The organism is Streptomyces sp. NPDC047869 (genome assembly GCF_040704065.1).
Taxonomy (GTDB): domain Bacteria; phylum Actinomycetota; class Actinomycetes; order Streptomycetales; family Streptomycetaceae; genus Streptomyces.
The window spans coordinates 420,224-444,875 of record NZ_JBEYRK010000001.1 but is presented as its reverse complement, the minus strand read 5'-3'; the positions used below and the strand labels follow the sequence as shown (position 1 = coordinate 444,875).

Genomic DNA, 24,652 nt, shown 5'->3' with positions numbered 1-24,652 from the left:
TTCACCATCCACCCCCTTGTCGCGCATGGAAGGCCGTTCTATCGTCGTGATGTATCGAGTCGATACATCAGTGTGAGATAAAGACGTGGCGGACAGAGGGGAGGCGATCATGAGCCGGCGTTCCGGCATCCTTGAGTTCGCCGTCCTCGGCCTGCTGCGCGAGTCCCCGATGCACGGCTATGAGCTGCGCAAACGACTCAATACGTCACTGGGCGTGTTCCGGGCGTTCAGCTACGGGACCCTGTACCCCTGTCTCAAGACGCTGGTCACCAACGGCTGGTTGATCGAGGAACCGGGCAGTACCCATGAGGACGCCCTGGCCGCTCCCCTCACCGGGCGCCGCGCCAAAATCGTCTACCGGTTGACGGCAGAAGGTAAGGAGCACTTCGAGGAGCTGCTCTCGCAGACCGGTCCCGACGCGTACGAGGACGAGCACTTCGCCGCACGGTTCGCCTTCTTCGGGCAGACCTCGCGGGATGTGCGCATGCGCGTGCTGGAGGGCCGGCGCAGCCGCCTGGAGGAGCGTCTGGAGAAGATGCGCGCCTCCCTGGCGCGCACCAGAGAGCGTCTCGACGACTACACGCTTGAGCTCCAGCGCCACGGAATGGAGTCCGTGGAGCGCGAAGTGCGCTGGCTGAACGAGCTCATCGAGAGCGAGCGGGCCGGGCGGGACCTGAAGGGTCCCGCGTCCGGGGGCGCCGCTCAGCAGGACACCACCACTGGATCGACGGGCGGCCTGCCCCGTACCGGAGAGCACTTCGGTACGGATACGCCCGGCGACACCGCCACGTGAGTCCCACTCAGGGCCTCACTCGTACACACAGGGAGCAACCGGAATGGGTTCGGTTCGCGTAGCCATCGTCGGCGTGGGCAACTGCGCCGCGTCGCTGGTGCAGGGCGTCGAGTACTACAAGGACGCCGACCCGGCGTCCAAGGTCCCCGGCCTGATGCACGTGCAGTTCGGCGACTACCACGTCGGTGACGTCGAGTTCGTCGCCGCGTTCGACGTCGACGCGAAGAAGGTCGGCCTCGACCTCTCGGACGCCATCGGTGCCAGCGAGAACAACACCATCAAGATCTGCGACGTCCCGAACAAGGGCGTCACGGTCCAGCGCGGCCACACCCTCGACGGTCTGGGCAAGTACTACCGCCTGACCATCGAGGAGTCCGCCGAGGAGCCCGTGGACGTTGTCCAGGTCCTCAAGGACAAGCAGGTCGACGTTCTCGTCTGCTACCTGCCCGTGGGCTCCGAGGACGCGGCGAAGTTCTACGCCCAGTGCGCCATCGACGCCAAGGTCGCCTTCGTCAACGCCCTCCCGGTCTTCATCGCCGGCACCAAGGAGTGGGCGGACAAGTTCACCGAGGCGGGTGTGCCGATCGTCGGTGACGACATCAAGTCCCAGGTCGGCGCCACCATCACGCACCGCGTGATGGCGAAGCTGTTCGAGGACCGCGGTGTCCGCCTCGAGCGCACGATGCAGCTCAACGTCGGCGGCAACATGGACTTCAAGAACATGCTCGAGCGTGACCGCCTCGAGTCGAAGAAGATCTCCAAGACGCAGGCCGTCACCTCCCAGATCCCCGACCGGGACCTCGGCGAGAAGAACGTCCACATCGGCCCGTCCGACTACGTGGCCTGGCTGGACGACCGCAAGTGGGCCTACGTCCGTCTCGAGGGCCGCGCTTTCGGTGACGTTCCGCTGAACCTGGAGTACAAGCTCGAGGTCTGGGACTCCCCGAACTCCGCGGGTGTCATCATCGACGCCCTGCGCGCCGCGAAGATCGCCAAGGACCGCGGTATCGGGGGCCCGATCCTTTCCGCGTCCTCGTACTTCATGAAGTCCCCGCCGGTCCAGTACTTCGACGACGAGGCCTACGAGAACGTCGAGAAGTTCATCCGCGGCGAGGTCGAGCGCTAAGCACGCCGGTCCGGCCGCCCAGCGCGCCGAAGAGAACGCTCCTGCCAGGGCTGCGAAGGGTCCCCGGGTCTCCCGACCCGGGGACCCTTCGCATATGTGAGGGTGGGGCCATGCCCGTCGTCCGTGACCTGCGCGTCCTGCTGCGTCTGCGGGACTTCCGCCGCCTTCTGACCGTGCGTCTGCTGTCCCAGGGAGCCGACGGCGTCTACCAGATCGCACTGGCCGCGTACGTCGTCTTCTCCCCGGAGAAACAGACCTCGGCGGCGGCGATCGCCTCGGCGATGGCGGTCCTGCTGCTGCCCTACTCGCTGGTCGGCCCCTTCGCCGGCGTCCTGCTGGACCGCTGGCGGCGCCGCCAGGTCTTCGTGTACGGCAATCTGCTGCGCGCCCTGCTGGCGGGAGCCACCGCCGTGCTGATGGTCAGCCATGTGCCGGACTGGCTGTTCTACGCCTCCGCGCTGTGCGTCACGGCCGTCAACCGTTTCGTCCTCGCCGGGCTGTCGGCCGCCCTGCCGCGTGTGGTCGACACCGAGCGCCTGGTGATCGCCAACTCCTTGTCGCCCACGGCAGGGACCCTCGCCGCGACGGCCGGGGGCGGCCTCGCCTTCGTGGTCCGGCTCGCGGCGTCGGATTCCGATGCCGCGGTGGTACTGCTGGGAGCCTTCCTCTATCTGTGTGCGGCACTGACCGCCCTGAGCATGGCTCCCGCTCTGCTCGGTCCCGACCGTGAGCCCGCACAGCCCCATCTGAGGACGGCGCTCCTCGACACCGCACGGGACCTGCTCTCGGCCGTCCGGCACCTGGCCGCGCCCGGCCGCCGGGAGGCGGCCTGGGCACTGGCCGCCATGACGCTGATGCGCTTCTGCTACGGAGCGCTCCTCGTGCTGTTGCTCATGCTGTGCCGCTACGCCCTCTCCACGACTCCCGAGGAAGGACTGCGGCTCCTCGGACTCGGTCTGGCCGTGTCCGGTGCGGGCTTCTTCGTGGCCGCCGTGGTGACGCCCTGGGCAGTGGGACGGCTCGGGCCGGGTCGCTGGATCGCGGTATGCGCCGGCACGGCCACCGTGCTGGAGCCCGCCCTCGGCCTCCCGTTCGCCACCGGTCCCCTCCTGGTGGCCGCGTTCGTCCTGGGCCTGATCACCCAGGGTGCCAAGATCGCCACGGACACCGTCGTCCAGACGTCGGTGGAGGACGCCTTCAGAGGCCGAATCTTCGCGGTGTACGACGTCCTCTTCAACATCGCCTTCGTCGGTGCCGCCGGAGTCGCCGCGCTGATGCTCCCGCCCGACGGACGCTCAGTCGTGCTGGTGGTTCTCGTCGCGCTGATCTATGGCGGGGTGGCTGTGGGCATGGCCCACTTCGAGCGCCACCGCGGCAGAGACAGTCGAGGGGGCGATGTTTCACGTGAAACATCGCCCCCTCGATAGGCACTGGGGTCGTGTTTCACGTGAAACACGACCCCAGTGCCCCGCCGCATCTCAGCCTTGACCCGCCCACCATTCCTTGAGGGCCGCCGTCGCCTCGTCGTACGCCATCGGACCGTTCTCCAGGCGAAGCTCCAGCATGTGCCTGTAAGCCTTGCCGATGACGGGGCCGGGGCTCACGCCCAGGATCTCCATGATCTGGTTGCCATCGAGATCCGGACGGATCGCGTCCAGCTCCTCCTGTTCCTGGAGCTGGGCGATACGCTCCTCCAGGCCGTCATAGGCCCGCGACAGCGCGACCGCCTTCCGCTTGTTCCGCGTCGTGCAGTCGGACCGGGTCAGCTTGTGCAGGCGATCCAGCAGCGGGCCGGCGTCACGGACGTAGCGCCGTACCGCCGAATCCGTCCACTCGCCGGTGCCGTACCCGTGGAAGCGCAGGTGGAGCTCAACGAGTCGTGAGACATCCTTCACCAGCTCGTTCGAGTACTTCAGAGCCGTCATTCGCTTCTTGGTCATCTTCGCGCCGACCACCTCATGGTGGTGGAACGAGACGCGGCCGTCCTTCTCGAAGCGCCGGGTACGCGGCTTGCCGATGTCATGGAGCAGCGCGGCCAGGCGGAGCGTGAGGTCCGGCCCTTCCTGCTCCAGCGCGATCGCCTGTTCCAGCACGATCAGCGTGTGCTCGTAGACATCCTTGTGCCGGTGGTGCTCGTCACTCTCCAGGCGCAGCGCCGGCAGCTCGGGCAGGACATGGTCGGCCAGCCCGGTGTCGACCAGAAGAGCCAGACCCTTGCGCGGCTGCTCGGAGAGGATCAGCTTGTTCAGCTCGTCCCGGACCCGCTCGGCCGAGACGATCTCGAGTCGCCCGGACATCTCGGTCATCGCGCTGACGACCTCGGGAGCGACCTGGAAGTCCAGCTGGGCGGCGAACCGGGCGGCCCGCATCATCCGCAGCGGATCGTCCGAGAACGAGTCCTCGGGTGTACCGGGGGTGCGCAGCACCTGAGTCGCGAGGTCCTGGAGACCACCGTGCGGGTCGATGAACTCCTTCTCCGGCAGCGCCACGGCCATCGCGTTGACCGTGAAGTCGCGACGAACGAGGTCCTCCTCGATCGAGTCGCCATAGGAGACCTCGGGCTTGCGTGAGGTGCGGTCGTACGCCTCCGACCGATAGGTGGTGATCTCGATCTGGAACTGCCAGTCGGTGTCCGCGACACGGGCGCTCTTCTGCGCGCCGACCGTCCCGAAGGCGATCCCCACCTCCCAGACGGCGTCAGCCCACGGCCGCACGATTTTCAGTACGTCCTCGGGACGCGCGTCGGTGGTGAAGTCCAGGTCGTTGCCGAGCCGGCCGAGCAGCGCGTCCCGGACCGAGCCGCCCACCAGGGCGAGCGAGAACCCGGCCGCCTGGAAACGGCGGGCGAGGTCGTCGGCGACAGGGGCCACCCGCAGCAGCTCGCTGACCGCGCGGTGCTGCGCCTGGCTCAGGGCAGAGGGAGTGTCTTCGTTGGCGTTCGGCACAACAGAAGAGGGTACGTGGCCCCGGCGTCCCGGGTCGCCTCCATTGAGCGGCGCGGACACCTCCCGGCATACCCGCACAAGCGCTGTGCTTACGGCGTACAAGCGCTCTTCCCTCGATAATGGATATAGAGGACGTGGCGCCACCGCTCCCCGGTCTTGCGGAGCAGACCGCGGCACTTCCACTCAGCGCGCCTCGTTACCATGCGTGGACGCACATTCCGACGACCACTGACGACGACGAGGGACGGGCGAGCGCGTGGCCGAGGCGGCTGACTTCCAGGGGACCAGTGCCTCACCGGCCCGCCGGTGGCTGCGGCGCACCGGAGCACTACTCGCCGGTGTGCCGCTGCTGGCGGGACTCCTGCAGTTGCCCGCAGCGGCGCCCGCACAGGCCGCCTCCTCCAGCCCGGTGTCCGTCTCCCTGGACTCGCTCAGCCCGGGCGCCCCCACGGACGGGGACACGGTGACCGTGTCCGGCACGGTGACGAACACCGGCAAGCAGAACGTCACCGGCGCCCATGTGGGCCTGCGGGTGGGCCCCATGCTGAACACCCGCTCGGCGATCGACGCCGTCTCCCGGCACTCGGACGACCTCCGTACCCACACCGGCCCCGAGGTCGGCGGCAAGTACGTGGAGAAGTTCGCCAAGCTCGCGCCCGGCGTCGCACAGCACTTCAGCATCTCCGTCCCGGTGGATCAGCTCGACCTCGGCCAGGACGGCGTGTACGAGTTCGGTGTGGCCCTGTCCGGCCAGACCTCCGCCCAGCCCTGGGACCAGGTTCTCGGCATCCAGCGGACGTTCCTGCCGTGGCAGCCGTCCGAGCCGGACACCAGGGCCAGGACCACCTTCCTGTGGCCGTTGATCTCCACCTCCCACATGACGGCGAGGACGGGCCCCGGTGAGCTGCAGACGCCGGTCTTCCGCAACGACGACCTGGCCAAGGAGATCGCACCGGGCGGCCGGCTGGCGCAGATGCTGGACCTGGGCAAGGACCTTGACGTCACCTGGGTGATCGACCCGGACCTGCTGGCCTCGGTGGACGCCATGGCGGGTAGCTACCGGCTCCAGGGCGAGGACGGCACCACCACGGCAGGTCCGCACCAGGCGGTCGCCAAGCAGTGGCTGGCGAAGCTCCAGAAGGCCGTCGTGGGCAAGGAGGTCGTCGCCCTGCCCTTCGCAGACCCGGACCTGGCCTCCCTGGCACACAGCGGTACCAGCGTCACCGGCTCGCTCAGCCACCTGAAGGACGCCACCGACGTCGCCGCCACCACCGTGAAGACCGTGCTTCACGTCACACCGACGACCGACTTCGCCTGGCCCGTGGAAGGCGCCGTCGACCCGTCGATCATGAAGGTCGCCACCTCCGCCGGAGCGGACCGTGTGATCGCGCGCAGCGACAGCCTCCCGGAGACCGCCGGACTGCCGTACACCCCGTCCGCGGCTCGCCCGGTCGGCGGCGGTACCACGGCGGTGGTCTCCGACGCACGGCTGTCCACGGCCTTCGAGGACGACCTCACCAAGGCGGGCTCGGCGACGCTCGCCGTCCAGCAGTTCCTGGCGCAGAGCCTGGAAGTGAACGCGCAGACGGACGCGCAGCGCAGCATCGTGGTCGCCCCGCAGCGCATGCCGTCGGCGAGCCAGGCGCAGGCGATGGCGCAGGCCGTCAAGGAGCTACAGGGCGGCACCTGGTCCCAGGCCCAGAACCTCACCGCAGCCGCCAAGGCCAAGCCGGACCCCGACGCCACCACCCGCATCCCGTCGACGTCCGCCTACCCCTCCTCGCTGCGCAAGCGGGAGCTCCCGAGGACGGCCTTCGAACAGATCGCGCGCACCCAGGACAAGCTCGACAACTTCAAGGTGATTCTCAGCGACCAGTCCCGGGTGATCACCCCGTTCGGGCGGGCCATAAACCGTGAGATGTCCACGTCCTGGCGCGGCCGCGGTACCGAGGCGGACAGCTTCCGGGGTGACGTCGAGGCCTGGCTCGACGATCTGGCCGACCAGGTCAAGCTGATCGACAAGTCCGAGACGAAGCTCTCCGGACGCAGCGCCACCATCCCGGTGACCGTCCAGAACAACCTCGTGCAGCCCGTGAGCCACCTGGTCCTGCGGCTCACCTCGACGATGCCGACCCGCCTGAAGATCCACGGCAAGGGCTACGACGAGCAGCCCGTCGAGGTCTCCGGGGGCCACAGTCAGTCCGTGAAGTTCACCACCGCGGCCAACGCCAACGGCCGCGTGACGGTCTTCGCCCAGCTCTACACCCAGGACGGCCAGGAGTACGGCGACCCGGTCAGCTTCGACGTGAAGGTCACCGAGGTCACCCCCACCGTCATGCTGGTCATCGGCGGCGGTGTGCTCCTGCTCGTCCTGGCCGGGTTCCGGATGTACACCCAGCGCAAGCGCGCGGTGGCCCGCCAGACGGACGATGACGGTCCCGGCACGGAGGGTGGGAAGACCGACGACGATCCGGGGAACCCCGACGCACCCGGAGACCGTCTCCCCGACGAGTCCGGCGCCCCGTCCGGGGCAGAGGACCCGGAGCAGCCGAGTGACCCTGCGCCGGACACCGCACCGGAAAACACCGACCCGTCCGGGACGGGTGAGAGAGTGGACCGTTGAGCGATGTCGTGGCCGGTGTGGCCCGGGACGATGAGGTGGGGTAACCATGAACGCGCCGTACGACGGTGATCGCGGCCAGGGCGCGGCCGGCTCGGGCCACCCCGAGCCGTCGCCCGAGCCCGGCCAGGTGCCGCCGCAGCCCGCGGCGGACATGTACCTCCAGGACGCCTACGACCAGGACCCCTACCGGGCGCGGGACCTCGCCGCCCAGGACCCGGTCGCCGAGGCGTTGTACGACCGTGCCGCGCACCCGCCGCCGCCCCCAGGCACCTACGAGCAGCAGCAGCCGCTGTACGCCCCGCCGGCCCAGTCTCCGCACGCGCCGGACCCACGGGTCTGGGCGCAGACCCCGGCGCCGGAGCCCGACGGCGCGGCCCCGTACCTGCCCTACGGCGACGACCCCCGCACGACCCAGTTCGTGGGCGTGGACGACCTGGTCACGCACTCCGGTGAGGAGTACCACGAGCCGGACGCCTTCGCGCACCTCTTCCGGGACCAGCAGCAGGGCGGCGGGCCCGCGCCGATGGATCCCCCGGCCGTTCCCGGCCCCGTGGGGCCGGGCAGCGGTCAGGCTCCCGCGGGCCCCTACCCGGCTCCGCCGCACGCACAGAGCCCGCAGCACCCGAACCGGTACACGGACGCCTCGTACCAGTCCGGACCCACCGCTCCCGGCGGCCCCACGCCGCCGTCGGTACCGGCCCCGGCCGCGGCTCCCGCGTCCGCCGGTGCCGCCACCACGACGGCTGCCCCGCCCGCCCCGAAGAAGGGTGGGAAGGCCGCAGGGCTCCTGAAGTCCAGCGCGGTCATGGCGGCGGGCACGATGGTCTCCCGGCTCACCGGGTTCGTCCGGTCCGCGCTGATCGCCGCCGCACTGGGCCTCGGCCTGCTCGCCGACTCGTTCCAGGTGGCCTACCAGCTGCCCACGATGATCTACATCCTCACCGTCGGCGGTGGTCTCAACTCGGTCTTCGTGCCGCAGCTGGTGCGCTCCATGAAGGAGGACGAGGACGGCGGCGAGGCCTTCGCCAACCGCCTGCTGACCCTCGTGATGGTGGCCCTGGCCGCGCTGACCGGTCTCGCGATGTTCGCGGCGCCGTTGCTGGTGCGGATGCTGTCACCCACCATCGCGGACGATCCGGCGGCCAACGAGGTCGCGGTCACCTTCACCCGTTACTTCCTGCCCTCGATCTTCTTCATGGGCATCCACGTGGTGATGGGTCAGATCCTGAACGCACGCGGCAAGTTCGGCGCGATGATGTGGACCCCGGTCCTGAACAACATCGTCATCATCATCTCGCTCGGCATGTTCATCTGGGTCTACGGGACCGCGGCCAACTCCCACCTGGCCGTCGAGAGCATCCCGCCTCAGGGCCAGCGGCTGCTCGGCGCCGGTGTGCTGCTCGGTCTGGTGGTGCAGTCGCTCGCGATGATCCCGTACCTGCGGGAGACCGGGTTCCGGATCCGGCTGCGCTTCGACTGGCGGGGCCACGGCCTCGGCAAGGCCGCGATGCTCGCCAAGTGGACGGTCCTGTTCGTGCTCGCCAACCAGCTGGGCGCCATGGTCGTGACCCAGCTGTCCACCGCCGCGGGTGACGACTCCGGTGTCAAGGGAACCGGCTTCGCCGCGTACGCCAACGCCCAGCTGATCTGGGGTCTGCCGCAGGCCATCATCACGGTGTCCCTGATGGCTGCGCTGCTGCCGCGCATCTCGCGCTCGGCCGCCGAGGGCGACGGCGGAGCCGTCCGCGACGACATCTCCCAGGGGCTGCGTACCACCGCGGTCGCCATCGTGCCCATCGCCTTCGGCTTCCTCGCGCTCGGCATCCCGATGTGCACGCTGATCTTCGGCTCGGCGGGCATCGGCTCGGCCACCAACATGGGCTATATGCTGATGGCCTTCGGCCTCGGCCTGATCCCGTACTCGGTGCAGTACGTCGTACTGCGTGCCTTCTACGCGTACGAGGACACCCGCACCCCCTTCTACAACACCGTCATCGTGGCGGCGGTCAACGCGGCTGTCTCCGGGCTCTGCTACTTCCTGCTGCCGTCCCGCTGGGCGGTGGCGGGCATGGCCGCCGCGTACGGCCTCGCCTACGCGATCGGAGTGGGTGTCGCCTGGCGGCGGCTGCGCAAGCGGCTCGGCGGTGACCTGGACGGCGCCCGGGTACTGCGGACCTACGCCCGGCTCGGCATCGCCTCGGTGCCGGCGGCCCTGCTCAGCGGTGCGGCCTGCTACGGCATCGGGCACACCCTCGGCCAGGGCGTCGTCGGTTCGTTCGCCGCGCTGATCGCCGGTGGAGCGGTCCTGCTCGGCGTCTTCTTCGTCGCCGCCCGCAAGATGCGGATCGAGGAACTCAACTCGCTCGTGGGTATGGTCCGCGGGCGTCTGGGGCGCTGAGGCGGGGGTAGGCGCACAACCATCGTCCGCGGCTGTGTGTCGTGCATAGCGCCGGACTGTGGGCACAATTGGATTCGGCGTCGGACAGCGTGCAACGGATGGGGAGGCAGGGACGACGGTGGCGGAACGGAGCACGGCTGCCGTCGACGTGGCAGACAACAGCGGTGACGAGCCGCTGACCGCGAAGGCGGACCAGTCCACGGCCGACGGGGTGGCCCATAACCCGGAGCGGGACACGGACAGCGACGAGGCACAGGGGAGCGGCGGGACGGAGGGCCCCGGCAAGAAGGCTTCGCCGCCCGAACTGCACAGCGGTCACAAGCTCGCCAGACGCTACCGCCTCGAGGAGTGCGTCACCCGTCTGGACGGATTCAGCAGTTGGCGCGCGGTCGACGAGAAACTACGTCGTGCCGTGGGCGTCCACATCCTGTCCGCTGATCATGTGCGGGCACGGTCGGTACTGGCCGCAGCCCGGTCCTCGGCGCTGCTCGGTGATCCGCGCTTCGTCCAGGTCCTCGACGCCGTCGAGGAGAACGACCTCGTCTACGTCGTTCACGAATGGCTGCCCGACGCCACCGAACTGACCTCGCTGCTCGCGGCCGGCCCGCTGGAGCCGCACGACGCCTACCAGATGGTCAGTCAGGTCGCCTCCGCCATGGCCGCCGCTCACCGCGAAGGCCTCGCCCATCTTCGGCTGAACCCGAACGCCGTCCTGCGCGCCTCCACCGGCCAGTGGCGCATCCGCGGTCTGGCCGTGAACGCGGCGCTGCGCGGCATCAGCTCCGTCACCCCGCAGCGCACGGACACCGAATCCATCGGCGCCCTGCTGTACGCGGCCCTCACCCAGCGCTGGCCGTACGAGAACGACGCCTACGGCCTGTCAGGGCTGCCCAAGGACATCGGCCTGATCGCACCGGACCAGGTACGGGCCGGTGTGCACCGCGGCCTGTCCGAGCTCGCCATGCGGGCCCTGGTCAACGACGGCGCCACCGCCTCGCGTCACGAGGCCGCGTGCACCACGCCGGAGGAACTGGTCAAGGCGATCGGTGAGATGCCCCGCATCCGCCCGCCGGAGCCGGCCTTCACCGCGCCGCCGGAGTACCAGCGCACCACGTACCAGCAGGGCACCTACGGCCGCCCCGCTCCGCACCCCGGCGTCCCCCAGCCGCTCACGCCCCCGCCGCCCCCGCTGCAGAGCCGCACCGGCAAGGTCCTGAAGTGGGCCGTCTCCGCCCTGCTCATCGCCGCTCTGGGCCTGGGCAGCTGGCAGCTCGCGGACGCCCTGATGGACCGGAGCGACAACCCCGACGACACCAACAACACCCAGACACAGGACGGCGGCGACAAGAGCCCCAAGAAGCCCACGGACGGCAAGCCCATCGCCATCAAGGGTGCCCGGGACTTCGACCCGTTCGGCAGTGACCAGTCCGAGAAGCCGGCCGACATAAACAAGGTCTACGACAACAACCCTGCCTCCTACTGGCAGACGGACTTCTACCTGAGCCCTGAGTTCGGCAATCTGAAGTCGGGCGTCGGCGTCAAGCTCGACCTCGGCAAGGTCCAGCAGGTCGGCCAGGTGACCATCACCTTCGTGGGCGAGACCTCGGTCGAACTCCGCGCCGCCGACGCGGGCGCGGGATCCGAGCCGTCGACTTTCAACGCCTACAGCAAGGTTGCCGACGGCTCGGGCACCACGGTGACGCTCAAGCCCGGGAAGTCCCTCAAGACGCAGTACCTCCTCGTGTGGTTGACCAAGCTGCCCGCGGACAACGAGGGCCACTGGCGAGGCCGGGTGGCAGACATCAAGGTGACCAGCTGAGGTCTCCACTCGGGAGGGGCCGATGGGAGATGGCGCCGGATACGGCGACACACGGGACGAGGATCTGCTCGCCCGGCACGTAGAAGGCGACCCCGATGCCTTCGCCGAGATCGTCCGACGGCATCGGGACCGGCTCTGGGCCGTGGCGCTGCGGACGCTGGGCGACCGAGAGGAGGCCGCTGACGCGGTCCAGGACGCCCTGGTGTCCGCCTACCGGGCCGCGCACACCTTCCGGGGCCAGTCGGCCGTCACGACCTGGCTGCACCGGATCACCGTGAATGCGTGTCTCGACCGCGCGCGGAAAGCTGCCGCCCGCAAGACCGCCCCGGTCGACGACACCGAGCGGCTGGAACAGCTGCTGGAGCCGCATGAGTCCGCCTCGGCTCCCGCCGAGCGGAACGATCTGCACCGGCAGCTCCTGGAGGCGCTCGGCACGCTTCCCTACGAGCAGCGCGCTGCTCTGGTCCTGGTGGACATGCAGGGCTACCCCGTCGCCGAGGCCGCCCGAATCCTCGATGTGCCGACCGGGACGGTGAAGAGCCGGTGCGCCCGGGGCAGAGCCAGGCTTCTTCCGCTGCTCGGCCATCTGCGGCCCGGAAACACCAGTGACGAAAAAGAACCCGCTCCCGGACGGAACCGGATGCAGGGGACATCCGTCCCACCTGCAACGGGCCTTCACGGCAGAGATGCCGGGGGTACGGGTCCGAGTGATTCAGCAGTGGCGAAGGGCGGAGGTGGGCGAGCGTGACTTCCACGACAGACACGGCCGGGCACCCGGACGTCGCGGAGATCTCCGACCTCACCGAGGGCCTGCTCCCGCCGGACCGGGGCGTCGTGGTGCGGCGGCACCTGGAAGCGTGTGAGCCGTGTGCGGACGTCCTCGCCTCCCTGGAGGAGATCCGAGGACTGTTGGGCACGTTCGAGGACGCCCCCCGTATGCCCGCAGACATCGTCGGCCGCCTCGACGCCGCTCTCGCCACGGAGGCAGCCGGCACCGCCTCGGACGCCGGTCATGGGCCGCTTCTGGTTTCCGGGACGGAGGCGTCGGCGGGCGAGGAGAGCGGTGGCCGTGTTTCACGTGAAACATCGAACCCGTCGGGCCGCCCTGCTGGACGGTCCACCGCAGCGACTGGCCCGGGACGCAAGGGTGCCCGGCGTGGGCGTCGCCGGAGGACGGTAGTCCTGGGTTCCCTTCTCACTGCCGCGGTCCTGGGCGCCGGGTCCCTGGTCCTGCAGTCCCTGAACAGTGGGGGTTCCGGTACGACGGCTCACGGCACTGCAGCGCCGACCGCTGGCAGCTTCTCAGGGGACAGCGTCCAGAGCCAGGTCAAGGGCCTGCTGACCGCGGGGAAATCCAGGCAGCATCGGTCCAGTGAGCCGCGGTCGGGGGTCGAGACCGAGCAGACCGGCCCCGGGTCCACTCAGAGCGCCAACACCCTGCTCCAGTCCCAGCCCCCCGTCCCTGACTGTGTCCGTCAGGCGATCAACAGCCACGACGACGTCCTGGGCTCCAAGACCGGCAGCTATGCCGGTAGGAGCGCCTACCTGGTCGTGGTGCCCGACGCCGGCGACAGCACCCGCGTCACCGCCTATGTCGTCGACGCGGAGTGCGTCCATCAGCAGCCGAACTCCGTCGGCAAGGTACTGATGAAGCAGTCGTTTCCCCGGTCTTGAGTTCGTCGGAGGAATCCTCGGCGCCTGTGCGGTCATCCGTACCCCATGCCATCCCCGTGTGCCCGGACACACTGGGAATGCGGACCCCCTAGGATCCGTTGGGTGGGGTGAGAGCTCCGAAAGGGGCTCCACCGGTCGACTGACACAGACCAGAGACGAGGAATCAAGCCGTGAGCGACGTCCGTAACGTGATCATCATCGGCTCCGGGCCCGCCGGCTACACGGCGGCGCTCTACACCGCGCGCGCGTCGCTGAAGCCCCTGGTGTTCGAGGGTGCCGTCACCGCCGGCGGTGCCCTGATGAACACCACCGAGGTGGAGAACTTTCCGGGCTTCCGCGACGGCATCATGGGTCCCGACCTGATGGACAACATGCGGGCCCAGGCAGAGCGCTTCGGCGCCGAGCTGATCCCGGACGACATCGTCTCCGTCGATCTGACAGGTGAGATCAAGACCGTCACGGACACCGCCGGAACGGTCCACCAGGCCAAGGCCGTGATCGTCACGACCGGATCCCAGCACCGCAAGCTCGGTCTGCCGAACGAGGACGCCCTCTCCGGCCGCGGTGTCTCCTGGTGCGCCACCTGTGACGGGTTCTTCTTCAAGGACCAGGACATCGCCGTGATCGGCGGCGGCGACACCGCGATGGAGGAGGCCACCTTCCTCTCCCGGTTCGCCAAGTCGGTCACGATCGTCCATCGCCGGGACACGCTGCGCGCCTCCAAGGCGATGCAGGAGCGTGCCTTCGGCGACCCGAAGATCAAGTTCGTCTGGGACAGCGAGGTCGCCGAGGTCCAGGGCGACCAGAAACTCTCCGGGCTCAAGCTGCGCAACATCAAGACCGGCGAGCTGTCGGAGCTGCCGGTGACCGGTCTGTTCATCGCGATCGGCCACGACCCGCGCACCGAGCTCTTCAAGGGCCAGCTGGACCTCGACGAGGAGGGGTACCTGAAGGTCGACGCCCCCTCCACTCGCACCAACGTGACCGGTGTCTTCGGCGCCGGTGACGTGGTCGACCACACCTACCGGCAGGCGATCACCGCGGCCGGTACCGGCTGCTCCGCCGCTCTCGACGCCGAGCGCTTCCTCGCCGCCCTCGCCGACGAGGACAAGGCCGAGCCCGAGAAGACCGCCGTCGTCTGAACCGCCGCCGTCCGATCCTCGCCCACCTCCGCCTCACCGCACGACCAAGTTAAGGAGCCCGCCGTGGCCGGCACTCTGAAGAACGTGACCGACGACTCCTTCGATCAGGACGTCCTCAAGAACGACAAGCCCGTCCTGGTGGACTTCTGGGCCGCCTGGTGCGGTCCTTGCCGCCAGATCGCCCCGTCGCTGGAGGCGATCGCCGCCGAGTACGGTGACAAGATCGAGATCGTCAAGCTCAACATCGACGAGAACCCGGGTACGGCCGCCAAGTACGGCGTCATGTCCATCCCGACCCTGAACGTCTACCAGGGTGGCGAGGTGGCCAAGACGATCGTGGGCGCCAAGCCGAAGGCCGCCATCGTGCGGGACCTCGAGGAGTTCATCGCCGAGTAGTCGGTCGATGCCGTCGAACCGACGGCGCATGTTTCACGTGAAACACGAATGGGCCAACCCCAACGGGTTGGCCCATTCGCATGATCGGGCTCCGCTGGCACCGCCCTCTACAACGGCCGCAGTGCCGGCTCCTTCTGAACCGCCCCCAACAGCCGGTCCAGGGCCAGCTCCACGTCTTCCTTCCAGGAGAGGGCCGAGCGAAGATCCAGCCGCAGACGTGGATGCGCGGGATGCTGCCGGACCGTCTTGAACCCCACGGCCAGGAGATGGTCTGCGGGCAGCAGACAGGCGGGCTCCTTCCAGCGGGCATCACCGAACGCCTCGATCGCCTTGAAGCCGCGGCGAAGAAGATCCTTGGCAACCGTCTGGACCATCACCCTGCCCAGCCCCTGTCCCTGATAACGCGGCAGGATGAACGCCGTCATGAGCTGGACGGCATCCGGTGAGAGCGGGCTCGTGGGAAAGGCCATGGAGCGGGGCACATAGGCCGGCGGCGCGTAGAGCACGAAGCCGACCGGGACATCGTCGACGTAGACCACCCGGCCGCACGACCCCCAGTCCAGCAGCACGGCGGAGATCCAGGATTCCTTCTCCAGCGCGGACGTACCGGCCTTTACCGCGGCCTCGCCGCTGACGGGATCCAGCTCCCAGAAGACACACGAACGGCAGCGCCGGGGGAGGTCTTCGAGGTTGTCCAACGTGAGCGGTACGAGCCGACGCCCCATGAAAGCTGTTCCTCGCTTCCTCCGCCCGCCGCATCGCGAGCTGCTGTCAGGACGCTCCATTGCCTGAGCAGGCTGCCGACGAATCCGCCGACCGCCCCGATACCCAGGCCCGCGCTCACCAATCCGGTGCGGCTCATCGATCGCATGGCCCCTGTCTCCCCACTCAGAGATCCGCCAGGTGGATGCGCCATACCCACTCGCATCGTATCCACGAAGCGAGTGGGTCGATACCGCCCCAAAGCAAAGAGCGGACCGCCTTCCGGTACAACCGGATGCCGTCCGCTCTTCAGCTCACTGGGGCGTGACTGACGATCAGTCGTCGGCCTCGCCGGCCGCGCTCTCCTGCAGGCTCTGCTGGAGGGCCAGGCGCTCACCGGGAGCGAGCGTGTTCAGAATCCGCTCGAGGTCCTCCGGGGAGGCGAACTCCACGGTGATCTTGCCCTTCTTCTGGCCCAACTCGACCTTCACCCGCGTCTCGAAGCGGTCCGACAGCCGCGTCGCCAGCTCATTGAACGCCGGAGAGACCCGCCCTCCGGCCCGAGGACCCTTGGCCCGCGAAGCCTTCTGGGGCCGCGAGCCCATCAGGGTCACGATCTCCTCGACGGCCCGAACGGACAGCCCCTCCGCCACAATGCGGTGAGCAAGCCGATCCTGCTCCTCCGAGTCCTCGACGGACAGCAGCGCTCGGGCATGGCCCGCCGAAAGGACACCAGCGGCAACCCGCTTCTGCACGGCCGGTGAAAGCCTCAGCAGACGCAGAGTGTTGGAGACCTGGGGACGCGAGCGCCCGATCCGGTCGGCCAGCTGGTCGTGGGTGCAGTTGAAGTCCTTCAGGAGCTGGTCGTAGGCCGCTGCCTCTTCCAGCGGGTTCAGCTGCGCGCGGTGCAGGTTCTCCAGCAGGGCGTCGAGCAGGAGCTTCTCGTCGTCCGTGGCCCGCACAATCGCCGGGATGGCCTCAAGACCGGCCTCACGGCAGGCCCGCCAGCGCCGCTCACCCATGATCAGCTCATAGCGGGCGGGCCCGATCTGCCGGACGACGACGGGCTGGAGGAGACCGACTTCCTTGATGGAGGTGATCAGCTCGTGCAGCGCGTCTTCGTCGAAGACCTCACGCGGCTGGCGCGGGTTCGGCGTGATGGAGTCGAGGGGGAGCTCAGCGAAATGAGCCCCCACCGGAGGCGCGGGCACCTCCACGGCTGGGACTGCCGGAGACTCCTCGGTCTCCTGTGAAACAGACGGCAGTGTGGCCACCTTCGCCGCGGCCACCCCACGGTCCGACATCAATGGCACCGCAGCCGGGGATGTGGAAGCCTGGCCCCCCATCGCTGCCTGAGCCGGTTCCTTCTCCGTCGGGGCAGCAGGAATCAGTGCGCCGAGCCCACGGCCCAGCCCCCTCCGTCGCTCACTCACTGGATGCCCTCCACCATGTTCGGATCGTTCTGGGCGCCGATGTGGGCCTGGCTCGCGTCATAGCTGATGCCAACGCCCCTCAGCGCGATTTCTCGGGCGGCCTCAAGGTAGGAGAGAGCGCCGCTCGATCCAGGATCGTAGGTCAGCACCGTCTGCCCATAACTCGGCGCCTCGGAGATACGGACCGAGCGGGGAATGCTTGTCCGCAGCACCTCGTCACCGAAGTGGGTGCGCACCTCATCCGCGACCTGCGAGGCGAGACGCGTGCGGCCGTCGTACATGGTGAGCAGGATGGTCGACACATGCAGAGTGGGATTGAGGTGGCCTCGCACCAGGTCGACGTTGCGCAGCAGCTGCCCCAGACCCTCCAGCGCGTAGTACTCGCACTGAATGGGGATGAGGACCTCCTGGCCGGCGACGAGAGCGTTGACCGTCAGCAGACCCAGCGACGGCGGGCAGTCGATGAGGACGTAGTCCAGCGGCTGTTCGTACGCCTGGATCGCCCGCTGCAGCCGGCTCTCCCGGGCCACCAGGGAAACCAGCTCGATCTCCGCACCGGCGAGGTCGATGGTGGCCGGGGCGCAGAAGAGGCCTTCGACGTCCGGGACGGGCTGAACGACCTCGGCGAGAGGCTTGCTCTCCACCAGGACGTCGTAGATCGACGGAACCTCGGCGTGGTGATCGATCCCCAGCGCGGTGGAGGCGTTGCCCTGTGGGTCGAGGTCGATCACCAGGACGCGGCCGCCGTGCAGAGCCAGCGAAGCGGCAAGGTTGACGGTCGTCGTCGTCTTACCGACGCCGCCCTTCTGGTTGGCGACCACGATGACTCGGGTCTGCTCGGGTCGTGGCAGGCCTTCGCCGGCTCGCCCCAGAGCTTCCACCGCCAGCTGGGCAGCACGACCGATGGGAGTGTCGTCCATCGGAGGCGGTGTTTCACGTGAAACATCCGCCCCCATCGACTCGGTACGGGGACCGGGGACCGGATCGGTCATCGGTCCCGCGATGTTGGCGTCGGACCGCAAGGATTCACTCTCCTCGACTTCAGGCTCGCAATGAACAGAGCCTCCCATGTCTTCGGGGTCGTGAACCAGTGAGGCCTGTTGTTCTGTGGAGAAATCCACCTCTGTGGACAACTCCGCTGCCTTTCCGAGTGAACCGAGAGGCTTGCGGTCACGAGGTTCGGCCGCAGCGCGGCCCCGACTGATGATGCCGTGCAGCAGTGAGCGACGTTTCACGTGAAACACGATGCACAGCTACAGCGACCGGATCTCCGCGACACTCCGGCTTGCATGGGTTTGGCAGCTTGTGTGGAGTACGCCTCGTTCACGATACGAGCCCGAGACGTTGGTCCAACGGATCAGCGACGTCGCCGTGCCCGCCCCGTTCGAGCGGCCTTGGCCCGCTTGGCGGCGAACCGCACACCGCCCGGGCTCTCACCGACCTCCACCCGGACCACGGTGGACGCAGGATCCACCACACCGGCGCCGACATGAAGGATGGACGTCGACACCGCACCTAGCTTGCTCAGGGCGGTAGCGGCCGCCTTCAGCTCCTCCTCGGCGGTGTCCCCCTTGAGCGCCAGCATCTCGCCGTAGGGACGCAGCAGAGGGATGCCCCAAGTGGCCAGCCGGTCCAGCGGAGCCACGGCACGGGCGGTCACCACATGGACCGGTGGCAGCTTCCCCATGACTTCCTCGGCCCGGCCACGCACCACGGTGACATGGTCCAGGCCCAGCAGCTCGACCACCTCGGTGAGGAAGTTGGTCCGCCGCAGCAGGGGCTCCAGCAGGGTGATGTTCAGGTCGTTCCGGACCAGGGCCAGCGGGATGCCCGGCAGGCCGGCTCCGGAGCCGACGTCGCACACCGTCACCCCCTCGGGAACCGCCTCCGAGAGGACCGCGCAGTTCAGCAGATGCCGTTCCCACAGGCGGGGCACTTCGCGCGGGCCGATCAGGCCACGCTGCACTCCCGCCTCGGCGAGCAGCTCCGCATAGCGAACCGCATCGGCGAAGCGCTCACCGAACACTTCCCGCGCCTGTTCGGGCGCGGGGGGAAGCTCCGCTGCCTCCGTCACGGGGACCGTCCTTCCGTACAGCGCCGGGCTTCGTGCACCGGCCACCAGAACTACCAGGCTGACAAAGTTCGGCCCCGCCTGCAGGCAGACGGGGCCGTGAAACGAGAGGAGCCGATCAGGCAGGCAGTACGACGACGAACCGCTGGGGCTCCTCGCCCTCGGACTCACTGCGCAGCCCCGCGGTCTTGACCGCGTCGTGCACGACCTTGCGCTCGAACGGCGTCATGGGCTTGAGCTTCACGGGCTCGCCGGTGCTCTTGACCTCGGCGGCGGCCTTGGCGCCCAGCTCCGACAGCTCGGCGCGCTTCTTGGCCCGGTAGCCCCCGATGTCCAGCATCAGCCGGCTGCGGTCACCGGTCTCCCGGTGCACGGCCAGGCGCGTGAGCTCCTGGAGAGCCTCAAGCACCTCGCCGTCCCGGCCGACCAGCTTCTGCAGGTCACGGCCGCCGGCGTCGCTGATGATCGACACAGAGGCACGATCGGCCTCGACGTCCATGTCGATGTCGCCGTCGAGGTCGGCGATGTCGAGCAGGCCCTCCAGGTAGTCCGCCGCGATCTCGCCCTCCTGCTCCAGGCGGGTGAGGGTGTCTGCACCCTCGGCAGCGGCGGAGGTGGTGCCTTCCGTCACGGGATGGGCTCCTTCTTACTTCTTGGACGGGGACTTGGGCCGCTGCGGGCCACCCTTGCGCTGCCCGGACTGGGCTTTGCTGCGGGTGCCGGAACCGGGCTTCTGGGGCTGCTTGGCAGCGGCGGGCTTGACGTCGTCCTGCGGCTCGTCGTCGGACTTCTCCAGCGAGAGAGCGTCGCCCGCTTGCTTGGTCACGCCGGACTGACGCTGAGCCTTGCTCTGACGCTTGGGCTGCTGACGCCGCGCGGCGGTGGCGGTGGCGGTGGTCGTACCGTCCTCTGCCTGCGCCAAGGCCTGGCTCTCGCCCTTCACCACGGTGCCGTCGGTCTGAGCCGCGAGGCCCGCCTTGGTCAGGCCGTTGATGAACTTGCGCTCGAACTCGTTGCGGTCACGTCCCTTGGCGACGATCGCCTTGACGATGGTCTTCTCACTCCGCCGACGGACCTTGCCGTGCTGGGTAACGTGCTTGGTCAGGCGCTCGAGGTAGGCGGCCTGGGCCTTGGAACCCGGGGTCGGGTTGTTGTGGATGACGTACATCTGCTGGCCCATGGTCCACACGTTGGTGGTCAGCCAGTAGATGAGGACACCGACCGGGAAGTTGATACCGAAGACGGCGAACATGATGGGGAAGACGTACATCAGCATCTTCTGCTGCTGCATGAACGGCGTCTTCACCGTGGTGTCGACGTTCTTCGTCATCAGCTGGCGCTGCGTGTAGAACTGCGACGCCGACATCATGACGATCATGACCACGGTCACGACGCGGACGTCGGTGACCGAGGCGCCCAGGGCCTCGATCGTGCTGGCGCTGTCCTTGAACTTCGCGGCGAGCGGGGCACCGAAGATGTGCGCCTTACGGGCGCTCTCCAGCAGCGACGCGTTGATGACACCGATGGTCTGGCCCGAGGCGATGCCGTTGAGCACGTGATACAGGGCGAAGAAGAACGGCGACTGCGCCAGGATGGGCAGGCACGAGGAGAGCGGGTTGGTACCCGACTCCTTGTACAGCTTCATCATCTCTTCGGACTGGCGCTGCTTGTCGTTCTTGTAGCGCTCCTGGATCTTCTTCATCTCGGGCTGGAGCGTCTGCATGGCCCGGGTCGCCTTGATCTGCTTCACGAAGAGCGGGATCAGGCAGATGCGGATCAGGATCACCAGGGACACGATGGACAGGCCCCAGGCCCATCCGGTGTCAGGGCCGAAGATGGCGCCGTACACCGTGTGGAACTGGACGATGACCCATGAGACGGGTGTCGTGATGAAGCTGAAAAGACTGGCAATCGTGTCCACTAATCATGCTCCTTGGGCATGGGACGAAGTCTCTGCGGCCGGGCTCGAAGAGAGCTCGGATCGAGTCCTCTCCTCGGTGGCCGGTTCGGCGGCGGAGGTTCCGCCCTTGCGTGCGCGCCAAGCGTTGCGCAGCATTTCGTGCCACCGCGGGCGCTTGCGCGGCGGGACATGGTCCACACCGCCGAGCGACCACGGATTGCACCGGAGAATGCGCCAGGCGGTGAGTGCCGTTCCCTTGATCGCACCGTGCCGGTCGATGGCCGTGAAGCCATAGTGGGAGCACGACGGGTAGTACTTGCACACCGGCCCAAGGAGTGGACTGATCGTCCACTGATACAGCTTGATCAGGGCCAGCAGTGGGTACTTCATCGCGCGCCCCCTCCCAGCAGCCGCTCCACGGCGGCGTCCAGGTCTCGGGCCAGCTGTGCGTGGTCTGCGTCGCCCGCTCCGGGCAGCGCTCGTACGACTACCAGGCTACCGGGGGGAAAAAGAGCGACTCGGTCACGCATCAGGTGGCGCAGTCTGCGCTTGACTTGGTTGCGCACGACCGCGCCACCCACTGCCTTGCTCACGACGAAACCCGCACGCGTCGGGGGAGCGCTCTCCCCAGGCGCGTGCGGGTCCGTGGCACCGCTACGAAGGTGGACGACGAGGAGCGGGCGGCCGGCCCGGCGACCCCGTCGTACCGCGGTCGCGAAGTCCTCGCGCCGCCTCAGCCGATGCTCGGTAGGCAGCACGACGTCATGACCTGATCGAATCAGGCGGACAGGCTTGCGCGACCCTTGCTGCGGCGGTTCGCGAGAATCGCGCGGCCGGCACGGGTGCGCATCCGCAGGCGGAAGCCGTGGGTCTTCGCGCGACGACGGTTGTTCGGCTGGAAGGTGCGCTTGCTCACTCGGGGGCTCCAGAAGAAATCGGTAGTGGCGGGGTGCCGTCCTGGCTGTCACCGTGCGCCCACGAGTAGCTCGCGTCACGCCCGAGTGCACCGCTTCCCGATCACCTTCAGCGATCTGTGCCCATCGGAGGCAGGCGGCAGCAGCCATCGACAACTCGACCTGGTTACGGTACGCGGGGCTGCGCCATTCGGTCAAACCAGGGGTCAGGGGGGACACTGTCCACAGGCTGGGGACAACAACTTGAACCGTACCCGCCGCGCTGACTACCGTGGCTGGACTCCGATTCGTTCCCTTGCCCCGGCCCGAGCCGGACCGCCCCACCCGTCCACCCGATCCTCACCCTGAACCCGTCCCCGGACCACACGTCCGTGGGACCTGCGAGAGAGCGTGCCCTGTGGCTGACGTACCTGCCGATCTTGCCGCAGTGTGGCCACGAGTACTGGAGCAGCTCCTCGGCGAGGGCCGCGGACAGGGTGTCGAGGCGAAGGACGAGCACTGGATCCGGCGCTGCCAGCCACTCGCGCTGGTCGCGGACACCGCTCTGCTCGCCGTGCCGAACGAATTCGCGAAGGGCGTACTGGAGGGCCGTCTCGCACCGATCGTGAGCGAGACCCTCAGCCGCGAGTGCGGCCGCCCCATCCGCATCGCGATCACCGTCGACGACTCCATGGGCGAGCCGCCGGCCCCGCAGGCGCCCACGCCCGAGCCGCAGCCGCGCTACGAGGAACCCGAACTGCCCTCCGGACCGTACGAGGGCTACGGCCGCCACCGCGCGGGCGATCCGCAGCAGGGCGGTGAACCGTCCCGCGGGGACCAGCTCCCCACCGCGCGGCCCGCCTACCCCTCCGAGTACCAGCGGCCCGAACCCGGCGCCTGGCCGCGCCCCGCACGGGACGAGTACGGCGGCTGGCAGCAGCCGCGGCTCGGTTTCCCCGAACGCGACCCCTACGCCTCCCCGCCACAGGACTCCTACGGCACCCCCTCCCAGGACAGTTACGGTCCGCCGTCGCAGGACTACCGTTCGCCGGGCCGTGAGCGCCCCGTGTACGAGCAGCAGCGCGGCGAGTACGACGGCCCCCGCTCCGAGTACGACCGCCCGGAGTACGACTCCCGGCAGGACTACGAGCGCAAGGACCGGCAGGCCTACGACCGCGGGGACGACCGCCGGGACCGGCAGGACTACGACCCGCCCCGCGCCGACTACGACCAGCGCGACCCGGTCCGCCGAGAGCTGCCCGATCAGCCGTCGGGCGCCGGTCCGGCGCGCCGCGGCGGTCCGGGCCGCCCGGACCTGCCGCCGGCCGGTACGGGCGGCGCCCCCGGCCCGCTGGCCGCGCAGCCCGCGCCCGCGAGCGGTCCCGGCGAGCCCACCGCGCGGCTGAACCCCAAGTACCTCTTCGACACCTTCGTCATCGGCGCCTCCAACCGGTTCGCCCACGCGGCCGCGGTGGCCGTCGCCGAAGCACCGGCGAAGGCGTACAACCCCCTGTTCATCTACGGGGAGTCGGGGCTCGGCAAGACGCATCTGCTGCACGCCATCGGGCACTACGCACGCAGCCTCTACCCGGGCACGCGCGTGCGGTACGTCAGCTCCGAGGAGTTCACCAACGAGTTCATCAACTCCATCCGCGACGGCAAGGGCGACAGCTTCCGCAAGCGCTACCGCGAGATGGACATCCTGCTCGTCGACGACATCCAGTTCCTGGCGGACAAGGAGTCGACGCAGGAGGAGTTCTTCCACACCTTCAACACGCTCCACAACGCCAACAAGCAGATCGTGCTCTCCTCCGACCGGCCGCCCAAGCAGCTGGTCACGCTGGAGGACCGACTGCGGAACCGTTTCGAGTGGGGTCTGATCACCGACGTCCAGCCGCCCGAGCTGGAGACGCGCATCGCGATCCTGCGCAAGAAGGCGGTCCAGGAACAGCTCAACGCCCCGCCGGAGGTCCTGGAGTTCATCGCCTCCCGGATCTCACGCAACATTCGCGAGCTGGAGGGCGCGCTGATCCGGGTGACGGCGTTCGCCTCGCTCAACCGGCAGCCGGTGGACCTGGGTCTGACCGAGATCGTCCTGAAGGACCTGATCCCCGGCGGCGAGGACTCCGCCCCGGAGATCACGGCGCCGGCCATCATGGCGGCCACCGCCGACTACTTCGGTCTGACGGTGGAGGACCTGTGCGGCACCTCGCGCGGCCGCGCGCTGGTCACCGCCCGGCAGATCGCCATGTACCTGTGCCGTGAGCTGACCGACCTGTCACTGCCGAAGATCGGCGCGCAGTTCGGCGGCCGCGACCACACGACCGTCATGCACGCCGACCGCAAGATCCGCGCGCTGATGGCCGAGCGGCGCTCGATCTACAACCAGGTGACCGAGCTCACCAACCGCATCAAGAACGGCTGACCCAGCCGCAGACCGCGTGGAGGGCGCCCCCGGGAGGAGATCCCGGGGGCGCCCTTCTGTGCTCCTCCGGTGCGGGCGGAGAGCCTCCTGTGCGGTCTCCGGCAACTCCGCCGCGGGCTGTTCCGACCGGCTACCGACCGGCTGCCGACGGCTTACCGACGGGCTGCCCATGGGCCGTCGACGGGCTGCCATCCATTCGCCGCCGTTCCTCCCCGGCCACCGGGCGTTCGAATACCTGCGTGGTTACGGCCACCCTCCACAGGTTCGCCGACTTTCTTCCCTCCACATCCTGGGGACTGTGGAGTTGTCCCG

At 68.7% G+C, this 24,652-nt stretch carries 21 protein-coding genes; 11 read left to right on the top strand and 10 right to left on the bottom strand.

The window, feature by feature from the left end:
* Window positions 1–109 precede the first annotated feature (109 nt).
* From AB0924_RS02035 to AB0924_RS02025, 3 genes are all read left to right on the top strand, one after another.
* Window positions 110–793, top strand: coding sequence for a helix-turn-helix transcriptional regulator (locus AB0924_RS02035; protein ID WP_358929681.1), 684 nt, complete (start codon window positions 110–112; stop codon window positions 791–793).
* 43 nt (window positions 794–836) lie between these two features.
* Window positions 837–1,919 (top strand): inositol-3-phosphate synthase, encoded by a 1,083-nt coding sequence (locus AB0924_RS02030; RefSeq protein ID WP_358929679.1) that lies wholly within the window; start codon window positions 837–839, stop codon window positions 1,917–1,919.
* Between the two features lie 110 nt (window positions 1,920–2,029).
* Window positions 2,030–3,346: an MFS transporter gene (locus AB0924_RS02025; RefSeq protein ID WP_366910437.1), complete on the top strand. Its 1,317-nt coding sequence runs from the start codon at window positions 2,030–2,032 to the stop codon at window positions 3,344–3,346.
* A gap of 51 nt (window positions 3,347–3,397) precedes the next feature.
* Here AB0924_RS02025 and AB0924_RS02020 read toward each other — a convergent pair whose 3' ends face one another.
* Complete coding sequence (locus AB0924_RS02020; RefSeq protein WP_358929675.1) at window positions 3,398–4,864, bottom strand: CCA tRNA nucleotidyltransferase; 1,467 nt, start codon at window positions 4,862–4,864, stop codon at window positions 3,398–3,400.
* Window positions 4,865–5,120: 256 nt separating this feature from the next.
* On the opposite strand from AB0924_RS02020, the gene AB0924_RS02015 reads away from it, so the two are divergent.
* From AB0924_RS02015 to trxA, 7 genes are all read left to right on the top strand, one after another.
* Window positions 5,121–7,487 (top strand): DUF6049 family protein, encoded by a 2,367-nt coding sequence (locus AB0924_RS02015; protein ID WP_358929672.1) that lies wholly within the window; start codon window positions 5,121–5,123, stop codon window positions 7,485–7,487.
* A gap of 46 nt (window positions 7,488–7,533) precedes the next feature.
* On the top strand, window positions 7,534–9,885 hold the full coding sequence (gene murJ, locus AB0924_RS02010) for a murein biosynthesis integral membrane protein MurJ (protein WP_358929670.1): 2,352 nt from the start codon (window positions 7,534–7,536) through the stop codon (window positions 9,883–9,885).
* 118 nt (window positions 9,886–10,003) lie between these two features.
* Complete coding sequence (locus AB0924_RS02005) at window positions 10,004–11,704, top strand: protein kinase family protein (RefSeq protein ID WP_358929668.1); 1,701 nt, start codon at window positions 10,004–10,006, stop codon at window positions 11,702–11,704.
* A gap of 22 nt (window positions 11,705–11,726) precedes the next feature.
* On the top strand, window positions 11,727–12,452 hold the full coding sequence (gene sigM / locus AB0924_RS02000; protein ID WP_366910436.1) for an RNA polymerase sigma factor SigM: 726 nt from the start codon (window positions 11,727–11,729) through the stop codon (window positions 12,450–12,452).
* On the top strand, window positions 12,449–13,378 hold the full coding sequence (locus AB0924_RS01995; protein ID WP_366910435.1) for a hypothetical protein: 930 nt from the start codon (window positions 12,449–12,451) through the stop codon (window positions 13,376–13,378). The genes sigM and AB0924_RS01995 overlap by 4 nt, the downstream gene beginning before the upstream one ends.
* Window positions 13,379–13,548: 170 nt before the next feature.
* Window positions 13,549–14,520 (top strand): thioredoxin-disulfide reductase, encoded by a 972-nt coding sequence (gene trxB / locus AB0924_RS01990; protein ID WP_358929662.1) that lies wholly within the window; start codon window positions 13,549–13,551, stop codon window positions 14,518–14,520.
* Between the two features lie 63 nt (window positions 14,521–14,583).
* On the top strand, window positions 14,584–14,916 hold the full coding sequence (gene trxA / locus AB0924_RS01985; protein WP_358929660.1) for a thioredoxin: 333 nt from the start codon (window positions 14,584–14,586) through the stop codon (window positions 14,914–14,916).
* 107 nt (window positions 14,917–15,023) lie between these two features.
* On the opposite strand, the gene AB0924_RS01980 is transcribed toward trxA, so the two are convergent.
* The 9 genes from AB0924_RS01980 to rpmH form a co-directional block, all read right to left on the bottom strand.
* The gene (locus AB0924_RS01980; protein WP_358929658.1) at window positions 15,024–15,641 is read right to left on the bottom strand and encodes a GNAT family N-acetyltransferase; all 618 of its coding nucleotides are present in this window, start codon (window positions 15,639–15,641) and stop codon (window positions 15,024–15,026) included.
* 312 nt (window positions 15,642–15,953) lie between these two features.
* Complete coding sequence (locus AB0924_RS01975; protein ID WP_358929656.1) at window positions 15,954–17,051, bottom strand: ParB/RepB/Spo0J family partition protein; 1,098 nt, start codon at window positions 17,049–17,051, stop codon at window positions 15,954–15,956.
* Window positions 17,048–18,121: a ParA family protein gene (locus AB0924_RS01970; protein ID WP_358929846.1), complete on the bottom strand. Its 1,074-nt coding sequence runs from the start codon at window positions 18,119–18,121 to the stop codon at window positions 17,048–17,050. Before AB0924_RS01970 ends, AB0924_RS01975 begins: the two co-directional genes overlap by 4 nt.
* A 287-nt stretch (window positions 18,122–18,408) precedes the next feature.
* Window positions 18,409–19,125, bottom strand: coding sequence for a 16S rRNA (guanine(527)-N(7))-methyltransferase RsmG (gene rsmG, locus AB0924_RS01965; RefSeq protein ID WP_358929654.1), 717 nt, complete (start codon window positions 19,123–19,125; stop codon window positions 18,409–18,411).
* 115 nt (window positions 19,126–19,240) lie between these two features.
* The gene (locus AB0924_RS01960) at window positions 19,241–19,753 is read right to left on the bottom strand and encodes a R3H domain-containing nucleic acid-binding protein (protein WP_358929652.1); all 513 of its coding nucleotides are present in this window, start codon (window positions 19,751–19,753) and stop codon (window positions 19,241–19,243) included.
* A gap of 15 nt (window positions 19,754–19,768) precedes the next feature.
* Complete coding sequence (gene yidC, locus AB0924_RS01955; RefSeq protein ID WP_358929650.1) at window positions 19,769–21,043, bottom strand: membrane protein insertase YidC; 1,275 nt, start codon at window positions 21,041–21,043, stop codon at window positions 19,769–19,771.
* A gap of 3 nt (window positions 21,044–21,046) precedes the next feature.
* Window positions 21,047–21,412 (bottom strand): membrane protein insertion efficiency factor YidD, encoded by a 366-nt coding sequence (yidD, locus tag AB0924_RS01950; RefSeq protein ID WP_358929648.1) that lies wholly within the window; start codon window positions 21,410–21,412, stop codon window positions 21,047–21,049.
* On the bottom strand, window positions 21,409–21,780 hold the full coding sequence (gene rnpA / locus AB0924_RS01945; RefSeq protein WP_358929646.1) for a ribonuclease P protein component: 372 nt from the start codon (window positions 21,778–21,780) through the stop codon (window positions 21,409–21,411). Before rnpA ends, yidD begins: the two co-directional genes overlap by 4 nt.
* 20 nt (window positions 21,781–21,800) lie before the next feature.
* On the bottom strand, window positions 21,801–21,938 hold the full coding sequence (gene rpmH, locus AB0924_RS01940; protein ID WP_005482975.1) for a 50S ribosomal protein L34: 138 nt from the start codon (window positions 21,936–21,938) through the stop codon (window positions 21,801–21,803).
* 395 nt (window positions 21,939–22,333) lie between these two features.
* Here rpmH and dnaA point away from each other — a divergent pair, with 395 nt between their 5' ends.
* A complete protein-coding gene (gene dnaA / locus AB0924_RS01935; protein WP_358929643.1) occupies window positions 22,334–24,340 on the top strand; it encodes a chromosomal replication initiator protein DnaA in 2,007 nt (668 codons plus the stop codon).
* Window positions 24,341–24,652: the final 312 nt, after the last annotated feature.

What these genes read in the sequence shown, in the direction of transcription:
- AB0924_RS02035 (WP_358929681.1), top strand. Translation starts at nt 110, where the DNA reads ATGAGCCGGCGTTCCGGCATCCTTGAGTTCGCCGTCCTCGGCCTGCTG.
- AB0924_RS02025 (WP_366910437.1), top strand. Translation starts at nt 2,030, where the DNA reads ATGCCCGTCGTCCGTGACCTGCGCGTCCTGCTGCGTCTGCGGGACTTC.
- sigM (WP_366910436.1), top strand. Translation starts at nt 11,727, where the DNA reads ATGGGAGATGGCGCCGGATACGGCGACACACGGGACGAGGATCTGCTC.
- AB0924_RS01970 (WP_358929846.1), bottom strand. Translation starts at nt 18,121, where the DNA reads ATGGGAGGCTCTGTTCATTGCGAGCCTGAAGTCGAGGAGAGTGAATCC.
- AB0924_RS02030 (WP_358929679.1), top strand. Translation starts at nt 837, where the DNA reads ATGGGTTCGGTTCGCGTAGCCATCGTCGGCGTGGGCAACTGCGCCGCG.
- yidD (WP_358929648.1), bottom strand. Translation starts at nt 21,412, where the DNA reads ATGAAGTACCCACTGCTGGCCCTGATCAAGCTGTATCAGTGGACGATC.
- AB0924_RS01980 (WP_358929658.1), bottom strand. Translation starts at nt 15,641, where the DNA reads ATGGGGCGTCGGCTCGTACCGCTCACGTTGGACAACCTCGAAGACCTC.
- murJ (WP_358929670.1), top strand. Translation starts at nt 7,534, where the DNA reads ATGAACGCGCCGTACGACGGTGATCGCGGCCAGGGCGCGGCCGGCTCG.